The organism is Chromobacterium sp. Rain0013 (assembly GCF_015291765.1).
Lineage (GTDB): Bacteria > Pseudomonadota > Gammaproteobacteria > Burkholderiales > Chromobacteriaceae > Chromobacterium > Chromobacterium haemolyticum.
In genome coordinates this window covers 3,910,767-3,928,070 of sequence record NZ_CP031514.1, presented here as the reverse complement: position 1 = coordinate 3,928,070, position 17,304 = coordinate 3,910,767, and the positions used below count along the sequence as shown (strand labels likewise).

The 17,304-nt window shown below is 62.9% G+C and carries 12 protein-coding genes and 2 tRNA genes; 8 read left to right on the top strand and 6 right to left on the bottom strand.

Annotated features, from left to right (window positions below):
* Positions 1-67 precede the first annotated feature (67 nt).
* Complete coding sequence (locus DXT74_RS17990) at positions 68-1,660, bottom strand: NAD+ synthase (RefSeq protein ID WP_194426660.1); 1,593 nt, start codon at positions 1,658-1,660, stop codon at positions 68-70.
* 74 nt (positions 1,661-1,734) lie between these two features.
* On the opposite strand from DXT74_RS17990, the gene DXT74_RS17985 reads away from it, so the two are divergent.
* The 3 genes from DXT74_RS17985 to DXT74_RS17975 all read left to right on the top strand — a co-directional run bounded on the left by DXT74_RS17985 (position 1,735) and on the right by DXT74_RS17975 (position 3,185).
* On the top strand, positions 1,735-2,868 hold the full coding sequence (locus tag DXT74_RS17985; RefSeq protein WP_194426659.1) for a GNAT family N-acetyltransferase: 1,134 nt from the start codon (positions 1,735-1,737) through the stop codon (positions 2,866-2,868).
* Positions 2,869-2,930: 62 nt separating this feature from the next.
* Positions 2,931-3,021: transfer RNA gene (locus DXT74_RS17980), tRNA-Ser, on the top strand.
* Between the two features lie 73 nt (positions 3,022-3,094).
* Positions 3,095-3,185 (top strand) — tRNA-Ser (locus tag DXT74_RS17975).
* Between the two features lie 56 nt (positions 3,186-3,241).
* Here DXT74_RS17975 and DXT74_RS17970 read toward each other — a convergent pair.
* On the bottom strand, positions 3,242-3,679 hold the full coding sequence (locus DXT74_RS17970) for a thioesterase family protein (protein ID WP_194426658.1): 438 nt from the start codon (positions 3,677-3,679) through the stop codon (positions 3,242-3,244).
* Positions 3,680-4,064: 385 nt separating this feature from the next.
* On the opposite strand from DXT74_RS17970, the gene DXT74_RS17965 reads away from it, so the two are divergent.
* The 4 genes from DXT74_RS17965 to DXT74_RS17950 all read left to right on the top strand — a co-directional run bounded on the left by DXT74_RS17965 (position 4,065) and on the right by DXT74_RS17950 (position 11,046).
* A complete protein-coding gene (locus tag DXT74_RS17965) occupies positions 4,065-4,817 on the top strand; it encodes an ABC transporter substrate-binding protein (protein WP_194426657.1) in 753 nt (250 codons plus the stop codon).
* A 548-nt stretch (positions 4,818-5,365) separates the two neighbouring features.
* On the top strand, positions 5,366-6,508 hold the full coding sequence (locus DXT74_RS17960) for an efflux RND transporter periplasmic adaptor subunit (protein WP_081556873.1): 1,143 nt from the start codon (positions 5,366-5,368) through the stop codon (positions 6,506-6,508).
* Positions 6,509-6,518: 10 nt separating this feature from the next.
* Positions 6,519-9,653, top strand: a complete 3,135-nt coding sequence (locus DXT74_RS17955; protein WP_043640741.1) for an efflux RND transporter permease subunit — start codon at positions 6,519-6,521, stop codon at positions 9,651-9,653.
* On the top strand, positions 9,646-11,046 hold the full coding sequence (locus DXT74_RS17950; RefSeq protein WP_194426656.1) for an efflux transporter outer membrane subunit: 1,401 nt from the start codon (positions 9,646-9,648) through the stop codon (positions 11,044-11,046). Before DXT74_RS17955 ends, DXT74_RS17950 begins: the two co-directional genes overlap by 8 nt.
* 367 nt (positions 11,047-11,413) lie before the next feature.
* Here the strand turns inward: DXT74_RS17950 and DXT74_RS17945 are convergent, their stop codons facing one another.
* Both DXT74_RS17945 and DXT74_RS17940 read right to left on the bottom strand, forming a co-directional pair.
* Complete coding sequence (locus DXT74_RS17945) at positions 11,414-11,842, bottom strand: molybdopterin-binding protein (protein WP_194426655.1); 429 nt, start codon at positions 11,840-11,842, stop codon at positions 11,414-11,416.
* A 256-nt stretch (positions 11,843-12,098) separates the two neighbouring features.
* Positions 12,099-12,797, bottom strand: coding sequence for an aspartate/glutamate racemase family protein (locus DXT74_RS17940; RefSeq protein WP_194426654.1), 699 nt, complete (start codon positions 12,795-12,797; stop codon positions 12,099-12,101).
* 205 nt (positions 12,798-13,002) lie between these two features.
* Here DXT74_RS17940 and DXT74_RS17935 point away from each other — a divergent pair, with 205 nt between their 5' ends.
* Positions 13,003-13,929, top strand: a complete 927-nt coding sequence (locus DXT74_RS17935; protein ID WP_194426653.1) for a restriction endonuclease — start codon at positions 13,003-13,005, stop codon at positions 13,927-13,929.
* Positions 13,930-13,935: 6 nt separating this feature from the next.
* Here DXT74_RS17935 and DXT74_RS17930 read toward each other — a convergent pair whose 3' ends face one another.
* Both DXT74_RS17930 and DXT74_RS17925 read right to left on the bottom strand, forming a co-directional pair.
* Positions 13,936-14,265, bottom strand: coding sequence for a DHCW motif cupin fold protein (locus DXT74_RS17930; RefSeq protein ID WP_043591534.1), 330 nt, complete (start codon positions 14,263-14,265; stop codon positions 13,936-13,938).
* A gap of 72 nt (positions 14,266-14,337) precedes the next feature.
* Positions 14,338-17,289 carry an ATP-binding protein gene (locus DXT74_RS17925; protein WP_194426652.1) on the bottom strand — a complete coding sequence of 984 codons (2,952 nt, stop codon included), beginning with the start codon at positions 17,287-17,289 and terminating at the stop codon, positions 14,338-14,340.
* Between the last annotated feature and the right edge of the window lie 15 nt (positions 17,290-17,304).

Here is a 17,304-nt window from a genome sequence, read left to right as displayed (position 1 = left end):
CATTTTAACGCATCCGGCATCGCCTATGTCATGCGGCGCCGGGGCGCGGCGGCCCCGGCCGCGTGCGTCAGCTGAATTTATTGGTGATCGGGTAGCGCCAGTCCTTGCCGAAGCCGCGGTGGGTGACGCGCGGGCCCACTGGCGCCTGGCGGCGTTTGTACTCGTTGATCTTCAGCAGCCGCACCACGCGGCGCACATCGGCTTCGGCGTAGCCTTCGGCGATGATGGCGTCGGCGGACAGGTTTTCCTCCACGTAGCGCGCCATGATGGCGTCCAGCACCTCATAGGGCGGCAGGCTGTCCTGGTCGGTCTGGTCCGGGCGCAATTCCGCCGACGGCGGGCGGGTGATGATGCGCTCCGGGATGATCTCGCCTTGCAGGTTGCGCCAGCGGCACAGTTCGAACACCAGGGTCTTGGCCACGTCCTTGAGCACGGCGAAACCGCCGGCCATATCGCCGTACAGGGTGCAGTAGCCGGTGGTCATTTCCGATTTGTTGCCGGTGGTGAGCACCAGCTTGCCGCTCTTGTTGGACAGCGCCATCAGCAGGGTGCCGCGGATGCGCGCCTGCAGGTTTTCCTCGGTGGTGTCCTCGGCCAGGCCGGCGAAGCTGGGCGCCAGCGCCTGAACGAAGCTTTCGTACATCGGCCAGATTTCGATTTCGTCGTACTTCACGCCCAGGCGGTTCACCATGTCGCGGGAGTCGGTCACCGAGATGTCCGCGGTGTAGCGCGAGGGCATCATCACCGCGTGCACCTTGTCCGCGCCCAGCGCGTCCACCGCCACCGCCAGCGTCAGCGCGGAGTCTATGCCGCCGGACAGGCCCAGCAGCGCGCCGGGGAAGCCGTTTTTGCCGATGTAGTCGCGCACGCCGGTCACCAGCGTCCGGTAGACGCTTTCCAGCGGGCCGGGCAGTGCCGCTTTGGCGCCGGGCAGCAGGTCGCCGTTGTCGAAGTCGACGATCAGCAGCTCGTCGTCGTAGGCGGCGGCCTGGGCCACCACCTCGCCGGCGCGGTTGACTGCGAAGGAGGCGCCGTCGAACACCAGTTCGTCCTGGCCGCCGGTGAGGTTGACGTAGGCGAAGGGCAGGCCGGTTTCCTCGGCGCGGAAGCGCAGCACGTCGTGGCGGGTTTCAATCTTGTTGCGATGGAAGGGGGAGGCGTTGAGCACCACCACCACGTCCGCGCCCGCGTCCGCGGCTTCGGCGGCCGGGTCGACGGACCACACGTCCTCGCAGATCAGCACGCCCACCTTGGCGTCGCCCTGTTGGAACACCAGAGGCGCCGCGCCGGGGGTGAAGTAGCGGCATTCGTCGAACACTTCGTCGTTGGGCAGCAGCATTTTGTGATACTGGCCCAGGCGGTTGCCGTCGCGCAGCACGGTGGCGGCGTTGAAGCGCTCCGCGCCCATCCGGGCAGGGTGTCCCACCACCAGAGTGATGCCGTCCAGCTCCAGCAACTCGTCCAGCGCCTGGCTGCAGGCGCGGTAGAAGCTGTCGCGCAGCAGCAGATCTTCCGGGCTGTAGCCGGTCAAGGCCAGCTCCGGCGTGACCAGCACGTCCGAGCCCTGGGCGATGGCGGCGTGGGCGAGGTCGAGGATTTTGCGGGTGTTGCCGGCGATATCGCCGACAACGGGGTTGAACTGGGCGAGCGCGATACGCATCTTGATAGGGAACCGAATGTTTCGAGATAGATGGAATTTTACCTGATAGACGGCGCAAACGCCCGAGAGGAATCATGGTGTCGCTGCAATTGCATGAGAGAGTGGGCGCCTGGAGCGTGGAACAATGGGCCGGGCTGGGGGAGAGCGGCAACCTGTTCATGGGCCGCCCATGGTTGGAAGCGCTAGAGAGGGCCGCTTGCGTGGGCGAGGCCAGCGGCTGGCAGCCCTTGCCGCTGGCAGTGGAGCGGGAGGGCCGCTTGCAGGCGCTGGCGCCGGCTTATTTGAAGCGCCATTCGCGCGGCGAATACGTGTTTGACTGGGCCTGGGCCGAAGCCTATGCGCGCGCCGGGCTGCAATACTATCCCAAGCTGGTGGTGGCGTCGCCGTTCAGCCCGGTGAGCGGCCGCCGGTTGCTGGGCGCTCCGGAGGCCTGGCCGCAATTGATCGCCGGCCTGGAGCAGGTTGTGGACGAGCACGGCTTGTCGTCGGCCCATGTGCTGTTTCCCACGCGGGAGGAGGCGCAAGCGCTGGGCGAGGCCGGCTGGCTGTTGCGCGAGGGCGTGCAGTTCCATTGGCGAAACCGCGGCTACGCCGACTTCGACGCCTTCCTGGCCACGTTGAGCCGGGACAAGCGCAAGAAAATCCGCCAGGAGCGGCGCAAGGTGGCGGAGGCGGGCGTCAATGTGCGGGCCCTGCGCGGCGAGGCCATCCATGCCGAGGATTGGGCGTTTTTCTACCGCTGCTACCGCCAGACTTATCTGGAGCATCGCTCCGCGCCCTATTTGAACCCGGCTTTCTTCGCGCTGCTGGCGGAGCGGCTGGGTTCGCATTGCCTGATGTTCGTCGCCGAGCGGGACGGCGCGCCGCTGGCGGCCAGCCTGTGTCTGGAGCAGGACGGCGTACTGTACGGACGCTACTGGGGCGCGTTGGTCGATATTCCTTGCCTGCATTTCGAACTGTGCTACTACCAAGGCCTGGAATACGCGATCCGCGCCGGCCTGCAGTGCTTCGAAGGAGGCGCCCAGGGCGAGCACAAACTGGCGCGCGGTTTTGAACCGGAGCGGACATGGTCCTCCCATTACATCGCCGACCCGCGTTTCCGCGCGGCGATCGCCGGCTGGCTGCGGCGCGAACGAGAAGGGGTGGGCGAGTATGTCGACGCGCTTTTTTCTCATTCCGCTTACAAAACACTTGCGCCGGATGGATAGGGCTTATATACTGCGCAGCCTCTGTGAACGAAACGCCAAGCGCCTTGTTTCGCAGAGATTCTGGAGAGGTGGATGAGTGGTTTAAGTCGCACGCCTGGAAAGCGTGTTTAGGGTAATACCCTAACGGGGGTTCGAATCCCCCCCTCTCCGCCAGAATCAATAAAAACTGCCCTGGCGGTTTTTTTATTGCTCCGGTCCAGCCGGCGCAGACAAGCAAGACACCTCCGGAGAGGTGGATGAGTGGTTTAAGTCGCACGCCTGGAAAGCGTGTTTAGGGTAATACCCTAACGGGGGTTCGAATCCCCCCCTCTCCGCCAAAGCAAGCAAAAAGCCCTGACTGTTTCAGTCAGGGCTTTTTTGCGTTCGGCGTTTCTCAATCCAGCGCCTGAAAATCCTCGGTGCGCTCCGCCCAGGCGAAGATGGCGCTCAGTTCCGGCGGCGGCGTGGTCAGCTTGCGCAGGGTCAGGTCTATCCATGAACCGCTGACTTCGTGACGCGCGGCCAGCCGGCCGTCCTCTTTGTAGATTTCGTGGCGGATGCAAAAGCGTTTGCCATTCTGGCTGAGGCCGGCGATGGCCAGGCGCACATGAATGCGCTCGCTCAGCCGCAGTTCCTTGAAATACTCGGTCCACTCCTTGAAAATGACCGGGCCAAAGCCCAGCGCCTGAAATTGTTCAAAGCCGAAGCCCTGGCCGCGCAGCCATTCGATGCGGGCATGAGTGCAGAAATCGGCGTAGGCGGTATGGCGGACGTGCTGGTTGGCGTCGCAGTCGGACCAGCGCACTTCCAGCGGATGGCAAAACGGTTCCAAACCAATCTCCTCAAGCGGCAGCGGTTAGCATGAAGGCGGGGCGATTCATGATCTTGGCATTGCCCGCGCGCGGGGGTCAAGCGCTTTACCGTCGCCTGCTTCAGCTTAGGCGGCGGCGCAGGAAGGCCGTTGTTCCCTGTGAGATAGAAGATGGACGGCATCCAGCAGCACATAAGGTTCCAGGGCGATTCGATCGGCGGACTCGCGATTTTCATACGTGGTTTCGCGGAAAGGAGAGGCCGCGGTGCTGATGAGGGCGTCTTGACTGGAAAAGCTGTCGATATTAAGCGTGGCTAGGGAACTGCACGTTGGCAGTGGGCGATTGTTGGCGAGCGGCGCTTGTCCATTGTCGGGCCGTGTCGTTGCGGGGGAGAAGGGGATACAGATGCAAGCGTGGTTTCGACGAATCTTGTGTGCGGTCCTGCTCGCCGTGGCGGCGCAAGCGGACGCATCGCCTCCGTCTCTGCTTATCGCCATGGAGGATGACTGGCCGCCGTATTCGGAGCGCGGCGCCGATGGCGCGCCGCAGGGGCTGGCGCCGCAACTGGCGCGGGAGGCCTTCCGCCGCCAGGGCGTTTTGGTCAGCTTCGTACTGGTGCCGTTTGCGCGTTGTTTGATGTTGGCGCGGGTTGGCCGCGTTGCCGGGTGTCTCAGCGCCACCATTACCGACGATAATCGCGGACAGTTCTGGTGGCATCCAACGCCGATGTTCACCGAGGAGCTGGCCATCTTTTCGCTTGCAGCCGCTGATGCCGGGCTGAGTCTGCGGGACTTGGCCGGACGAAGAGTGGGCATTACTCAGGACTACACCTATCCCAGCGCTTTCATGAGAGATTCCAAAATCATAAAATCCGTGGCGCATTCGGATGACGACCTGATTCGCATGCTTTTGGCCCGCCGCGTGGATTATGTCTTGATGAACACGCGTCCCGGCCAGTTGCGCATCCGCGGCAACCCCGCCGCGGCGGGCCGCATTCGCAAGGTGGGGAGCATCAGCCAGGATGGCTTTTGGCTAGCTTTCTCCAAGGCGCGGCCCAAGGGCCGTGAGAACGCGGCGAAATTCGAGGCCGGCCTGAGCGCAATGCGTCGGGACGGCAGCTATGAGCGTCTATTGAAAGCCTTTCAGCCTCTGCCATAGAGCTTGTTCAAAGTCTGCAGCGCTTCGTGAAGCGTCGCACGGTGAGTACAAGCTCAAAATGCTCACGTGCCCCTCGTAAACTCCGCTTTTTCGCTCGTTTTGCCTTGTCTCGCCCTGGCTCGCGAGACTTTAGAACAGGCTCTTAGCGATGGTGACAGTTGGCGGCGCGGCTTGAAACCGCAAAAACAGCGCGTCGCGATCGTCATTATAGATTTGATTCGCATTCACAACTTTTTACACCGTTTTCCCGTGAATTTACCCGCAATTTACAAAAACGGCTGTTTTCAAAAAAAACACTTCATAACAGGCTGTTCTAATGGGAGGCGGTTTAGAGCCGCTAACAAGCCCTCGTAGAGAACCTGAGCCAAAGCACGCCGACGCAGGCAGTGCAAGCAGGCTCAACGTGAGGGGTTAGCGGGTCTTCAGCCGCTTCCAAACAGGACTGCCGCGCCTCTGGTTCAGAGCAGTCCGCTTGACCCTACAAGGTTTCCGCTTGCGCCTGGGTTGGCCCGCCCATCCTGAATACCCGCTCATATGGAGAAATAATAATGCGCTATTCGCCGCGACAGCTATTGTCGTTTGCCCTGCTATTGTCCTCGCCCGTTTGGCTTGCCGCCTGCGGCTCGCCGCAGCAACAGGCTGCCGCCGTACCGCAAGTCACCGTGGAAACCGCTGTGCCCGGCGACGTGCCCATGACCATGGAACTGGTGGGCGAAACCGCCGGTTACCGTGATATCGAGGTGCGCGCCCGCGTGGGCGGCATTTTGCTCAAGCGCACCTATGTGGAAGGCCAGCCGGTGAAGCAGGGCCAGACGCTGTTCCAGATCGATCCCGCGCCTTACCAAGCGCAGCTGGGACAGGCGAAGGGCGCGCAGGCGGTGCAGTTGGCCGCGCTGCAAAAAGCCGAAGCCGATCTGGAGCGCATCCGTCCGCTGTACCAAGAACAGGCGGTTTCCAAAATGGACTACGACAACGCGGTGGCGGCTCTGAACTCAGCCAAGGCGGCTAAACAATCCGCTGACGCCAAGGTCAAGGAAGCCCAGCTCAACCTGGACTACACCCGCGTCGCCGCGCCGATTCCCGGCTTGACTAGCAAGCAGGTGCAATCCGAAGGCAGCCTGATCCGCGTGGACGCCGCCGAGCCGCTGACCACCATTTCTCAGCTCAATCCCATCTACGTCAATTTCTCCATTTCCGAGCAGGACAGCCTCAATTACGAGCACAGCCTGTCCACCGGCAAAGTGAGCGCGGATGACGGCACCCTCCACCCGGTTCGCATCCGCCTGGCGGACGGCCGGGTCTACGCGCAAAGCGGCAAGCTGGATTTCCGCGACAACCGCGTGGATCCCAAAACCGGCACCATCAGCGCTCGGGCGCAATTTCCCAATGAGGACGAGCGTTTGCTGCCGGGCCAGTTCGTGCGCGTGCTGCTGGATCTGGGCGTGCGCAAGAATGTGCTGACCGTGCCGGAGCAGGCTGTGGTTCAGGCTCAAGCGGACAATCAACTGATGGTGGTGGGCGCGGACAACAAAGTGCAGGCCAGGATGGTCAAGCTGGGCGCTCAGGTGGGCGGCCGGGTGGTGATCGAATCCGGCCTCAAGGCCGGCGAGCGGGTGATTGTCGATGGCCTGATGCAAGCCCGTCCCGGCACGGTGGTCAAGCCGGTGACCGCCGCGCCGGCCAAGGCGTAAGGAGAGGCTTATGTTCTCGCGTTTCTTCATCAATCGCCCCATCTTCGCCAGCGTGTTGTCCATCGTCGTCGTGCTGGCCGGCCTGGCTGCGATGCGCGCGCTGCCGGTGGAGCAGTATCCGCAGATCGTTCCGGCCGTGGTGTCGGTGTCGGCCAATTACCCGGGCGCCACGCCGGAAACCATCGCCCAAACCGTGGCCGCGCCGCTGGAGCAGCAGCTCAACGGCGTGGAAAACATGCTCTACATGCAATCCAGCGCCGCTTCCAACGGCCAGCTCAGCCTCAATGTCTATTTTGCCGTGGGTACCGATCCGGACCAGGCCACCATCGACGTCAATAACCGGGTGCAGGCGGCGATGAAGCAGCTGCCGGACGAGGTGCAGCGCCAGGGTGTCACGGTGCGCAAGAAGTCCACCTCGGTGCTCAGCGTGATCTCCATCGGCTCGCCCACGGGCCAGTACGACCGCAACTACCTGTCCAATTTCGCTCTGCTCAACGTAATGGATGAGCTCAAGCGCATTCCCGGCGTGGGCGATGTGGCGATGATGGGCGGCACGGATTACGCGATGCGGCTGTGGCTGCGGCCGGACCGCATGGCCCAGCTGGGCCTGACCCCGTCCGACGTGGCCAAGGCGGTGCGAGAGCAGAACGCTCAGTTCGCCGCCGGCAAGATCGGCGCTCAGCCCACCAGCGCGCCCATCAGCTTTACTTATACGGTCAACGCCAAGGGCCGGCTCAGCGAACCCAAGGAATTTGAGAACATCATCGTGCGCTCGATGCCGGACGGCTCCAAGATCCGCGTCAAGGATGTGGCGCGGGTGGAAATGGGCGGCAACGACTACGATGTGCTCGGCACCCGCAACGGCAAGCCCAGCGTCGGCATCACCACTTATCTGCAACCCAGCGCCAACGCGCTCAAGGTATCCGCCGCCATCGCCGCCAAGATGGAGGAGCTCAAGGCCCGCTTCCCGGCCGGGGTGGACTACACCATTCCCTTCGACACCACCAAGTTCGTCAAGGTCTCCATCCACGGCGTGGTGGAAACCCTGCTGGAAGCCACGGTGCTGGTGTTCCTAGTGGTTTATTTGTTCCTGCAGAATTTCCGCGCCACGCTGATTCCCTGCATCGCGGTGCCGGTGTCGCTGATCGGCACCTTCGCCGGCATGCTGCTGTTGGGCTTTTCCATCAATCTGTTGACCCTGTTCGGCATGGTGCTGGCCATCGGCATTGTGGTGGATGACGCCATCGTGGTGCTGGAAAACGTCGAACGCATCATGAGCGAGCGGCGCTGCAGCGCCAAGGAGGCCGCGGTGCTGGCGATGGGGGAGGTGTCCGGCGCCTTGGTGGCCATCGTGCTGGTCTTGTGCGCGGTCTTCCTGCCGGTGGCCTTCATGGGCGGCATGACCGGCGTGATGTACAAGCAGTTCGCCGTCACCATCGCCATGTCGGTGATCATCTCCGGCATTGTCGCGCTGACGCTGACCCCGGCATTGTGCGCTTTGTTGCTCAAGCCCGGCCATCATCAGCCGCCGCGTTTTTTCCAATGGTTCAACCGCGCTTTTGAACGCTTGACCGGCCGCTATGTGTTGGGCGTGCTGTTTCTCAACCGCCGCGTCGGCGTCGCTTTCGGCCTGATTGCCGTTATTCTGGCGGCCACGGTCGGTTTGTACCAGAAAGTGCCGGGTTCGTTGGTGCCCAATGAGGATATGGGCACCTTGTTCGCCAGCACCGCGCTGCCGGACGCGGCCGCGTTGACTCGCACCGCCAAGGCCACGGCGGAATTCGACCGGCTGATGATGGCCAACCCCAATGTGGAAAGCGTCACCACCTTCACCGGTTTCGACATCCTGTCCGGTTCCAAGCAGACCAACCGCGGCACCAGCTTTGTTACCCTCAAAGATTGGGACCAGCGCAAGGCCAAGGGCGAGGACTCTTTCTCCGTGTCCGCCGAGTTCAATCGCCTGGGCCGCACCGTGCAGACCGGCGTGATGAGCGCTTTCAACCCTGCGCCCATCATCGGCATGTCCACTACCGGCGGCCTGGAGGCTTATCTGCAGGACCGCGGCGACCATGGCGCGCAAAAGCTCAGCCAGGCCGCGGAGAAACTGCTGGCCGCCGCGCGGCAGCGGCCGGAGTTCGCCAGCGTGACCACCACCTTCCGCGCCAACGTGCCGCAGAAATACCTGGATCTGGACCGTGAAAAAACCAAGGCGCTGGGTGTGGACATCAACCAGGTGTTCGACACCCTGCAAGCCACCTTCGGCCAGCTTTACGTCAACGACTTCAACAAGTTCGGCCGCACCTACAAGGTGCAGTTGCAGTCCGAGGCGGATTTCCGCGCGCGGCCGGAGGACATCGCCAATATCTATGTGCGTTCCACCGAGGGGGTGATGGTGCCGCTGTCCAGCCTGGTGGAAGTCAAATCCAGCTACGGGCCGGAGCTGGTGGACCGCTTCAACATTTTCAATGCCGCCAAGATACTGGCCCAGCCGGCGCCCGGCGTCAGTTCCGGCCAGGCCATCCAGGCGCTGGAAGAGGTGACCCGGCAAGTGTTGGGCAACGACTATGCGCTGGCCTGGAGCGGCAGCGCCTATCAGGAAAAACTGGCCGGCGGCACCGCCGCCACGGCTTTCCTGTTCGGCATCCTGATGGTGTTCCTGATCCTGGCGGCGCAGTATGAACGCTGGAGCCTGCCGCTGGCGGTGGTGACCTCGGTGCCCTTCGCGCTGTTCGGCGCTTTGCTCGCCGCCGTCATCGGCCATCAGGACAACAACGTCTACTTCCAGATCGGCGTGGTCACGCTGGTGGGCCTGGCGGCCAAGAACGCTATCTTGATCGTGGAGTTCGCCGTGCAGCAGCGTCAGCAGGGCTTGCCGTTGATGGATGCCGCGCTGGAAGCGGCGCGGCTGCGTTTCCGCCCCATCGTGATGACTTCGATGGCTTTCATCCTGGGCTGCGTGCCGTTGGTGATATCCAGCGGAGCCGGTTCCGCCAGCCGTCGCGCGTTGGGCACCCCGGTGGTGGGCGGCATGCTGGCCGCTACTTTCATCGCCACATTCTTTGTGCCGATGTTCTTCCGGCTGATCATGCAGGCGTCCGAGCGGCGCAAAAAGCCGGTTGCGGCGGAGGAGGCCGACCATGTTTAAACGCGCCCTGATTCCCTCATTGGTGGCGCTGATGCTGACCGCTTGCGCGGTCGGCCCCGACTATAGCCGCCCCAAACTGGAGCTGCCGGACAGCGCCCAGGCCCAGAGTCCGGCCATCGCCATGGACTGGTGGAAACAGTTCAATGATCCGGTGCTGGACCAGCTGATCGCAGAGGCCCTGAAACACAACCAGGACCTGGCCGCCGCCGCCGCCCGCGTCGACGAAGCCGCGGCCCAGGCCGGCATCGCCCGCGCCCAGTTGCTGCCGGCGTTGAACGCCAACGCCGGCTATCAGCGCGGCCGCACCTCCACGGCGACAACCACGCCGGGCGCGCCGCTGGTCAGCGACGTGCGCAACGCCAACCTCACCGCGTCCTGGGAACTGGACCTGTGGGGCAAGCTGCGCCGCGGCAACGAGGCGGCGCGCGCGGACTTCGCCGCCAGCCGCTTCGCCCGCGACAGTTCGAAGCTGGCGATCGCCGCGCAAACCGCGCAGACCTATTTCCAACTGCGCGCCTACGACGCCCAGCTGGACATCGCCAAGCGCACGCTGCAAAGCCGCGAGGAATCGCTGAAGCTGCAAACCAAGCGTTTCAAGGGCGGTTTGATCTCCGAGCTGGACCAGCAGCAGGCCGAGGCCGAAGCGGCTTCCGCCCGCGCCAAGGTGCCGCAGATCGCCAGCGCGCTGGCGCAGACCGAAAGCGCGCTGGGCGTGCTGCTCGGCTACTCGCCCAAGCAGCTGGTGGCCGGCGGCATCCAGCGCGGCCAAAGCCTGGATGCGCTGTCCGCGCCGCCGGAAGTGCCGGCGGGCCTGTCCTCCAGCTTGCTGGAGCGTCGGCCGGACATCGCCGCCAGCGAGCAGCAGCTGATCGCCGCCAACGCCCGCATCGGCGTGGCGCGCGCGGCTTACTTCCCCAGCATCAGCCTGAGCGGGGCGCTGGGTTCGCAAAGCCTGTCGCTGGACACGCTGTTCACCGGCCCGACGCGGACCTGGAGCTTCGTCGGCAACCTGGCGGCGCCGGTGTTCAACTTTGGCCAGACCGGCTACGCGGTGGACGCGGCCAATGCGCGGCAGAAGCAGGCGCTGGCGCAGTACCAAAAGACGGTGCAGAGCGCGTTCAAGGACGCGCTGGACGCCTTGTCCGGCTACAGCGCGGCGCGGGACATCCAGGCGGCGCAGACCACGCAGTTCCAGGCCTTGAACAAATCGCTGCGTCTGGCGAACCTGCGTTACGACAACGGCTACGCCAGCTATCTGGACGTGCTGGACGCGCAACGCAACAGCTTCCAGGCGGAACTGGGCCTGGTCAGCGCCAAGCTGGACCAACTCAACGCGGTGGTGGGCCTGTACAAGGCACTGGGCGGCGGCTGGGAAACACCGGCCAAGTCTTGATCCGCGGCAGCAAACGACAAACCCCGCCTTGGCGGGGTTTTTTTGCGGCCCAGTCCGAGTTGGGCATGGAACAGCCGCAGGCGCGGCTGGCGGCGGAGTTGTGCGGTAGTTTCGGCATGGCGGTTTCCGCGCCGGAACGGCCTTATGGGGTGAGGCTGGGCATTCTGGCCCGAGACAGTCAGACGGCCCCGTTCTGGCTGCGGCATCCGCGTCCGGCGGCGCGCGGGAGGACGCAATGGCTTGCCGCATGGAGCCTATGGAATTCCCGCGCGGGCATCGCCGCGCTCCATCTCTCCTTCACATGGCTAGCGGCCGCGCGTAGGGCGGGTGGAGCCGTGGGCGATACTTCCCTGCAGGGCTGGTGGGCTCAGGTGCGGACACCGACAATCACGTGCGAGGCCTTGAAGAAGGCGATGATCGCCTTGCCGACGGCCAGATCCAGACCATCCGCGCTCTCCTTGGTGACCATGGCCACCAGGGCGTCTCCGCCGTTGAGGCGGATTTCAACCTCGGTATTGATTGCGCCCGGACGCAGCGCCGACACCCGGCCTTCCAGGCGGTTGCGGGTGGAGAGTTTGATGCCGGCCTCGGGATGAGCCAGAACCACCCAGGGCGCCTTGATGATGGCCAAGGCTTCGCCGCCCACGGTCAGGCCCAAATTGGCGGTGCTGCGCTGGGTGATGACGGCGGTGATCATGTCGCCGCCCGGCAGGGCGATGTCGATCTCATCATTGACGACGCCGGGATGGATGGCGGCGACCTTGCCGGCGAATTGATTGCGGGCGCTAGTGAGCATGGAGTGTCCTTGATGTCGGATGGGTGGGTGTGTTTTCGCCATAGGCAATCTGCCGGCAGTATATGTAGAAGCGGGGGCCGCGCCTGTAGCTCTTTCGACCTAAGAACCTGTTCAAAGTCTGCTGCGCTTCGGCGATACGGCGTTGAAAGCGGCTTCAAAATGCTTATGTGCCACGAGTACATTTCGCTTTTTTGGGTCGTTTTTGCCTTGTTTCTTGCTAGCTAGGCGTAGAACCAGCTCCAAGCACCTATTGCGCTTACTCCGTATCGGAGAGCGCGAACTCTAGCGCGGCGCGGATATGAATCTGAGTGGTGTCGAATACCGGCACCGGCACGTCGGTCTGGCTCAACAGCAGCGGCAGTTCGGTGCATCCGAAGACTATGCCTTCGGCGCCGCGTTCGATCAGTTGCCGGATCACTTCCAGATAGGCGCGCTTGGTGGCCGGCGAAACCATGCCGCGGCCCAGCTCGTCGCGCAAGGTGCGCTGAATGAAATCGCGCGTATTCTGCTGCTCCGGGATCAAGGCGCGGATGCCGTGCCGGCTTAGCTTGTCCTGAAAAAACGGTAGTTCCATGGTGAACTTGGTGCCTAGCAGGCCGATGGTTTGCAACTGTCGCCGCGAGATTTCCCGAGCCGTCGCGTCGGCGATATGGATGATGGGGAGGCCCACTGCCGTTTCCAACGGATCGGCAACCGCATGCGCGGTATTGGCGCACAGCACAATGGCGTCGGCGCCGGCGGCTTTCAAATGCAGGCAGCCATTAAGCAGCAGCGCGTGAGTATGGTCCCAGTCATCCCATCCACGTCGCTGAATGTCGTTGAAATTCAGGGAGTAGACGACGCACTCGGCGAAGTTGAGGCCGCCCAGCGCGGCGTTGACGCCTTCGTTTAGATAACGGTAGTAATCCAGCGTTGATACCCAACTGATGCCGCCTAGCAGGCCGAGTTTTTTCATGGAGCCCCTTAATCGCGATTGAGGTGACGGAGTTTGAGCGTCCAAGGCCAAAATGCTTGGAAACGGGATTCGAAAGCCAAGAGTATGGCATGGAGTGGGGAGAGATTAGGTTACGTTCTTGCCGCGGAGGCGGCCCTGTGCATTCAGTTTGCGATATTGCGCGCACGGCAGTTAAAATGCATTTGGTATAATTTGATGGTGAAACATGGCACGCAAATATCGGAAAAGAAAGGAAAGCTTCGTCCAGCTTCTCGTCGCTGCGCCCTGGTACGTCAGCGCGATTTTAGCCGGGTTTAGCCTGCTGGGCTTGAAAAGTGTTCTACCTGCGATCTGGGCTAAAAATCCGTTTTTGAAACCGATAGCCGATGCTTTTTCCGCGCTGAGCTGGCCCATTGCGTTGTTCTTCCTGGCTGTAGCCGCGTGGTCTTTGTTGCGACGGACCGCCAAACCGCGGTTCAGCTTCAAGCTTGATCCGGTGGAGCGGCCAAGTGTGCCGCCGTTGGGCCTGGCGCCACGGGAGAATAGGGCGTGGAAGGAGCCGGAGGCTACCCGTGCGGAGCGGCCGGCGCAATGGACGCTGGCCTTGATTCGCGATATCGAATGGAAACGTTTCGAGGATGTTTGCCAGAAGTTCTACGAATTAAAAGGCATCCGTTCCGAAACCACGCAGCTTGGGCCGGACGGCGGCATTGATATTCGTTTGTTTCAGGATGATTCCGGCCGCGCCACCTCGGTAGTGCAATGCAAGGCTTGGGGTGAGCGTTATGTTGGCGTGAAGCCGATCCGCGAGCTGCTGGGGGTAATGACCCACGAGAAAATCGCTAAGGCTTTTTTCATGACTAGCGGCAGGTTCTCCGACGACGCCAAGATTGTTGCGCGAAGCAACCGCATTACGTTGATCGACGGCGAAATGCTGTTGACGCTGATTGAGCGCCTGCCAAGCGCTGCCCGGCAGCAATTGCTGGAGTTCGCCACTGCCGGCGACTACCGCACCCCTACCTGTCCCGGCTGCGGCATCGCTATGCGCCATGTCGCCGGCAAGGCCGGCCGCCCGGATTTTTGGGGGTGTCCTAACTACCCTCGCTGCAAGCAGATACTGGGAATGCGGCAAAAGACGGGGGAAGCGGCTTAGTGGGTGTCAATCAACGATGAACAGCTTGGCCCCGGTTTCGGTATGGGACAGGTGCGGCTCGGCGTCGTCGGCCACTTGGTAGCTGATGCCCGGCTTCAGGGTGAAGCTGCGGCCGTCCGCCAGCGTGGTGTGCAGTTCCCCTTCCAGGCACAACAGGATGTGGCCTTTGACGCACCAGTGATCGGCTCTGTAACCCGGCGTGTATTCCACCATGCGGACGCGGATGTCGCCGAAGCGCTGGGTGCGCCAATAGGCACAGCCGGTTTCGCCGTCGTGTCGGGTGGGCTCCAGCGCGGACCAGTCGCTGATTCCAAACGGGATGTCGGATATTTTCATGGGAGGCTCCTCTGCAAGGGTTCTAAGCGCTTGGTCATTGTCGCCTATGCCGCCCGGACAAAGATAGTCGTTTCACGTTTGAGCCAGGCGCGCGCGTGCCAACGCCTCCAATTGATCCAGCAGCGTGCCGGCTTCCTCGCGTCGGTCGGCTTCTAGCGCTTGTTCAATCTTCGCGCACAACTCCGCCACAGGCGCCAGCCTCGCCATGGCGAAAGCGCCCTTGGTGGCGTGTAACTGCTGCATCAACAGTGGCTTGTCCATCGGTTCCAGCGCCCGCCGCATCAGCAGGAGCGAATGGTTCAGCGCGTTCAGCAGTTCGGCGCGCCGGACAGCGGATAAAGGCGTGGGGGCTGTGGGACGCTGGGCGCTGGGGGGGCTCAGCGCCAGGTGTTTGCGGATCACCTGATCCAGCTCTTCCAGGGTAAAGGGCTTGAGCATGAGCTCGTCGATGCCGGCCTGAGCGCAGAGCGGTTGTTCCGCGTTGCCGGCCTGCGCGGTGATGGCGACGATGGGGGCGGAAAAGCCGTTGTCGCGCAGGGCCTGGGCCAGGTGGTAGCCGCTGATGTCCGGCATGCTCAGATCGGTCAGCACCAAGGCGTAATCCTGGCGGGCGGCTAGCGCCAGCGCGGCGGCGCCGTTGGCGGCGATGTCCGCCTGGTGGCCCAGTTCACAAAGCTGGTCCTGAATCAGCGACCTGATTGCCGGGTGGTCGTCCACCACCAGGACACGGGCCGCGGGCGCTGCCGGGATCGGTGTGACGGCGGGCGGCTTAACGGTTGGCGCGGCGGCGCAAGGCGGCAAGGGCAGGGTGGCGACGAAGGTGCTGCCCACCCCGGGGGTGGAGGTGAATTCAATCGTCCCCGCCAGCAATTCCGCCAGCTTTTTGCAGAGTGACAGGCCCAGGCCGGTGCCGCCGAAGCGGCGGGTGATGGAGGGGTCCGCCTGAGAGAACTCGGTGAAGACTTGATCGCGATATTCGGCGGGAATGCCCACGCCGCTGTCACTCACCCCAATGACCACCGGCGAATCCGAGCGGCTGTCGTCCTGCAGGTAGACTTCCAGCTGCACCTCGCCGCTGAGCGTGAACTTGATGGCATTGCCAAGCAGGTTCAGCATGATCTGCCGGACGCGGCCGGGGTCGCCCAGATAAGCCGGCGCCAGGTGCGCGTCTATCATGCAGGAGAATTCCAGGCCCTTGGCACGGGCCAGCGGCTCCATGACGGCCGCGGCTTCGCGACCGAGCGCGGCCAGATCAAAGGGGATGCTCTCCACGCTCATCAGCCCGGCTTCCACCTTGGACAGGTCCAGAATGTCGTTGATGATGGCCAGCAGCGCCTGCGACGAGTGCTTGGCTACGGACAAGCGCTCTTGCTGCGGCGCGGCCAAACCGGCCCGGCCTAGCAGGTCCAGGCTGCTGACGATGGCGTGCAGCGGAGTGCGGATCTCATGGCTGACCATGGCCACGAAAGAGGACTTGGCCTGGTTGGCCGCTTCCGCCGTTTGGCGCGCGGCTTCCAGCTGGCGTTCCAGCGCCTTGCGCGCGGTGATGTCCACTACATTGCACAGCAGGACCCGGATGCCCTGATAGCGCGTGGCCATCGTGGTGCTGTGCAAGGCCATGGCGCTGCCGTCTGCCAGCGCAAACTGGATATCCCGGTGGCAAGGCGTGGTGCCGAGCGGCGACGCGGCCAGGTGAGCGTCCAGCAGCTGCAGGTGCAGGGGCGGGCGGGAGATGGCTCCTTGCCGCGTCCACTGCCGCATCACTTCGTTTTCCAGCAGCACAGAGCCATCGGCGATGGACAGCAGAGTCAGGCCTGAAGGCGAGGTGTCCACCATGATGCGATTCAGGTTCTCGCTTTCGTAAATGCGTTGAGCGTTGCTAAAAGCGGGTTTGAAGATTCTCCGGTCCAGCAACAGGATGAAGGTCCACAGGCAGATCAGGGCGAACAGCAACGCGCTGAGATTGATGACCAGCGGCAGCCTCACGTCATTGAGCAAGCCATGCCAGGGAAACACTTGGATATGAACCCAACCCGGTGTGGGCAAGCGGGCGCGCAAGATGAATAGACCATCGCGGTATTGGAGGTCCGACACTGAATTGCTGATTGCCGGCAAGGCCATTTTGCGCAGTGCCGCGATGAGCTGCGCGCCTTGGGCCGCCTGGTGGCCAATGCTTAAATAGAACGCCCCCGAGGGGCTGGCGAGCAAGGTGGTTTCATCATTGATGTCCGGGCGCCAGGTGTTCAGCAAGGTATCGATGCGGATATCCCGGGCGAACACGGCGAAGGGCTTGCCGTGGGCCATGGCGGTTTGAGCCAGGCGAATAGTGGGGTGCTTGGTCAGTGGAGTGGCGGCGGAGCCTAGCCAAACTTGTTGGCGTTTGCTTTGGCTATCGGCGGTTGCTACGGGAGGCGGCATGGTCATGTTGGCGAAAAACTCACGCCACAGTTGAGTTCTTGCTCTTTGATCACTTTGCGCCAATGGCGACAATGGAGGGGGGACTATCGCCAGAAACTGCTGGTCCGGGCTATACAGATATGCGGTTAAGGATTTCCGCAATTCACAGTCCCCTCCGCATAGAGAGCTGGCGACATGCTCCGCTAGGACAAGATAAGGCTCGAAACGTGACGCTGGATACTGGGAGGATAGCTTGCCCAAGGCCAGTGTTGGGGGGAGAGTGGGGGAAGCTTGCAGCCAAGCTTGACCGTTACCCGTGGTGAACTGGCGTAGCAGTGTTGGGTTCCTTCTAGGCAGGGTTAACCAGGCGGCCTCCGCCTGGCTCACCTGGTGGTAGAGATCAATCGCATGTCCTCTTAGCACCACCTTCAAGGCCGTGTTTTCCGCGTCGAATACCTGATGGCGGTCGGACAACATCTCCTTGCCGGAAAGCCAGAGCGTCAGCATGGTCAAGGCCAACAGGGTCAGCGAAATGGCGATGCCGCCGCCAAACAGCGTGACGCGTTGGATGCGCCGCAAGCGGCTGAGGGGCTGGCTTTGGGGAGCGGGCGAGCTTGAGTTGCGCATGCGGCTTCCGGAAGG

What these genes read in the sequence shown, in the direction of transcription:
- DXT74_RS17935 (WP_194426653.1), top strand. Translation starts at nt 13,003, where the DNA reads ATGGCACGCAAATATCGGAAAAGAAAGGAAAGCTTCGTCCAGCTTCTC.
- DXT74_RS17990 (WP_194426660.1), bottom strand. Translation starts at nt 1,660, where the DNA reads ATGCGTATCGCGCTCGCCCAGTTCAACCCCGTTGTCGGCGATATCGCC.
- DXT74_RS17925 (WP_194426652.1), bottom strand. Translation starts at nt 17,289, where the DNA reads ATGCGCAACTCAAGCTCGCCCGCTCCCCAAAGCCAGCCCCTCAGCCGC.
- DXT74_RS17950 (WP_194426656.1), top strand. Translation starts at nt 9,646, where the DNA reads ATGTTTAAACGCGCCCTGATTCCCTCATTGGTGGCGCTGATGCTGACC.
- DXT74_RS17960 (WP_081556873.1), top strand. Translation starts at nt 5,366, where the DNA reads ATGCGCTATTCGCCGCGACAGCTATTGTCGTTTGCCCTGCTATTGTCC.
- DXT74_RS17940 (WP_194426654.1), bottom strand. Translation starts at nt 12,797, where the DNA reads ATGAAAAAACTCGGCCTGCTAGGCGGCATCAGTTGGGTATCAACGCTG.
- DXT74_RS17930 (WP_043591534.1), bottom strand. Translation starts at nt 14,265, where the DNA reads ATGAAAATATCCGACATCCCGTTTGGAATCAGCGACTGGTCCGCGCTG.
- DXT74_RS17965 (WP_194426657.1), top strand. Translation starts at nt 4,065, where the DNA reads ATGCAAGCGTGGTTTCGACGAATCTTGTGTGCGGTCCTGCTCGCCGTG.
- DXT74_RS17955 (WP_043640741.1), top strand. Translation starts at nt 6,519, where the DNA reads ATGTTCTCGCGTTTCTTCATCAATCGCCCCATCTTCGCCAGCGTGTTG.
- DXT74_RS17985 (WP_194426659.1), top strand. Translation starts at nt 1,735, where the DNA reads ATGGTGTCGCTGCAATTGCATGAGAGAGTGGGCGCCTGGAGCGTGGAA.
- DXT74_RS17945 (WP_194426655.1), bottom strand. Translation starts at nt 11,842, where the DNA reads ATGCTCACTAGCGCCCGCAATCAATTCGCCGGCAAGGTCGCCGCCATC.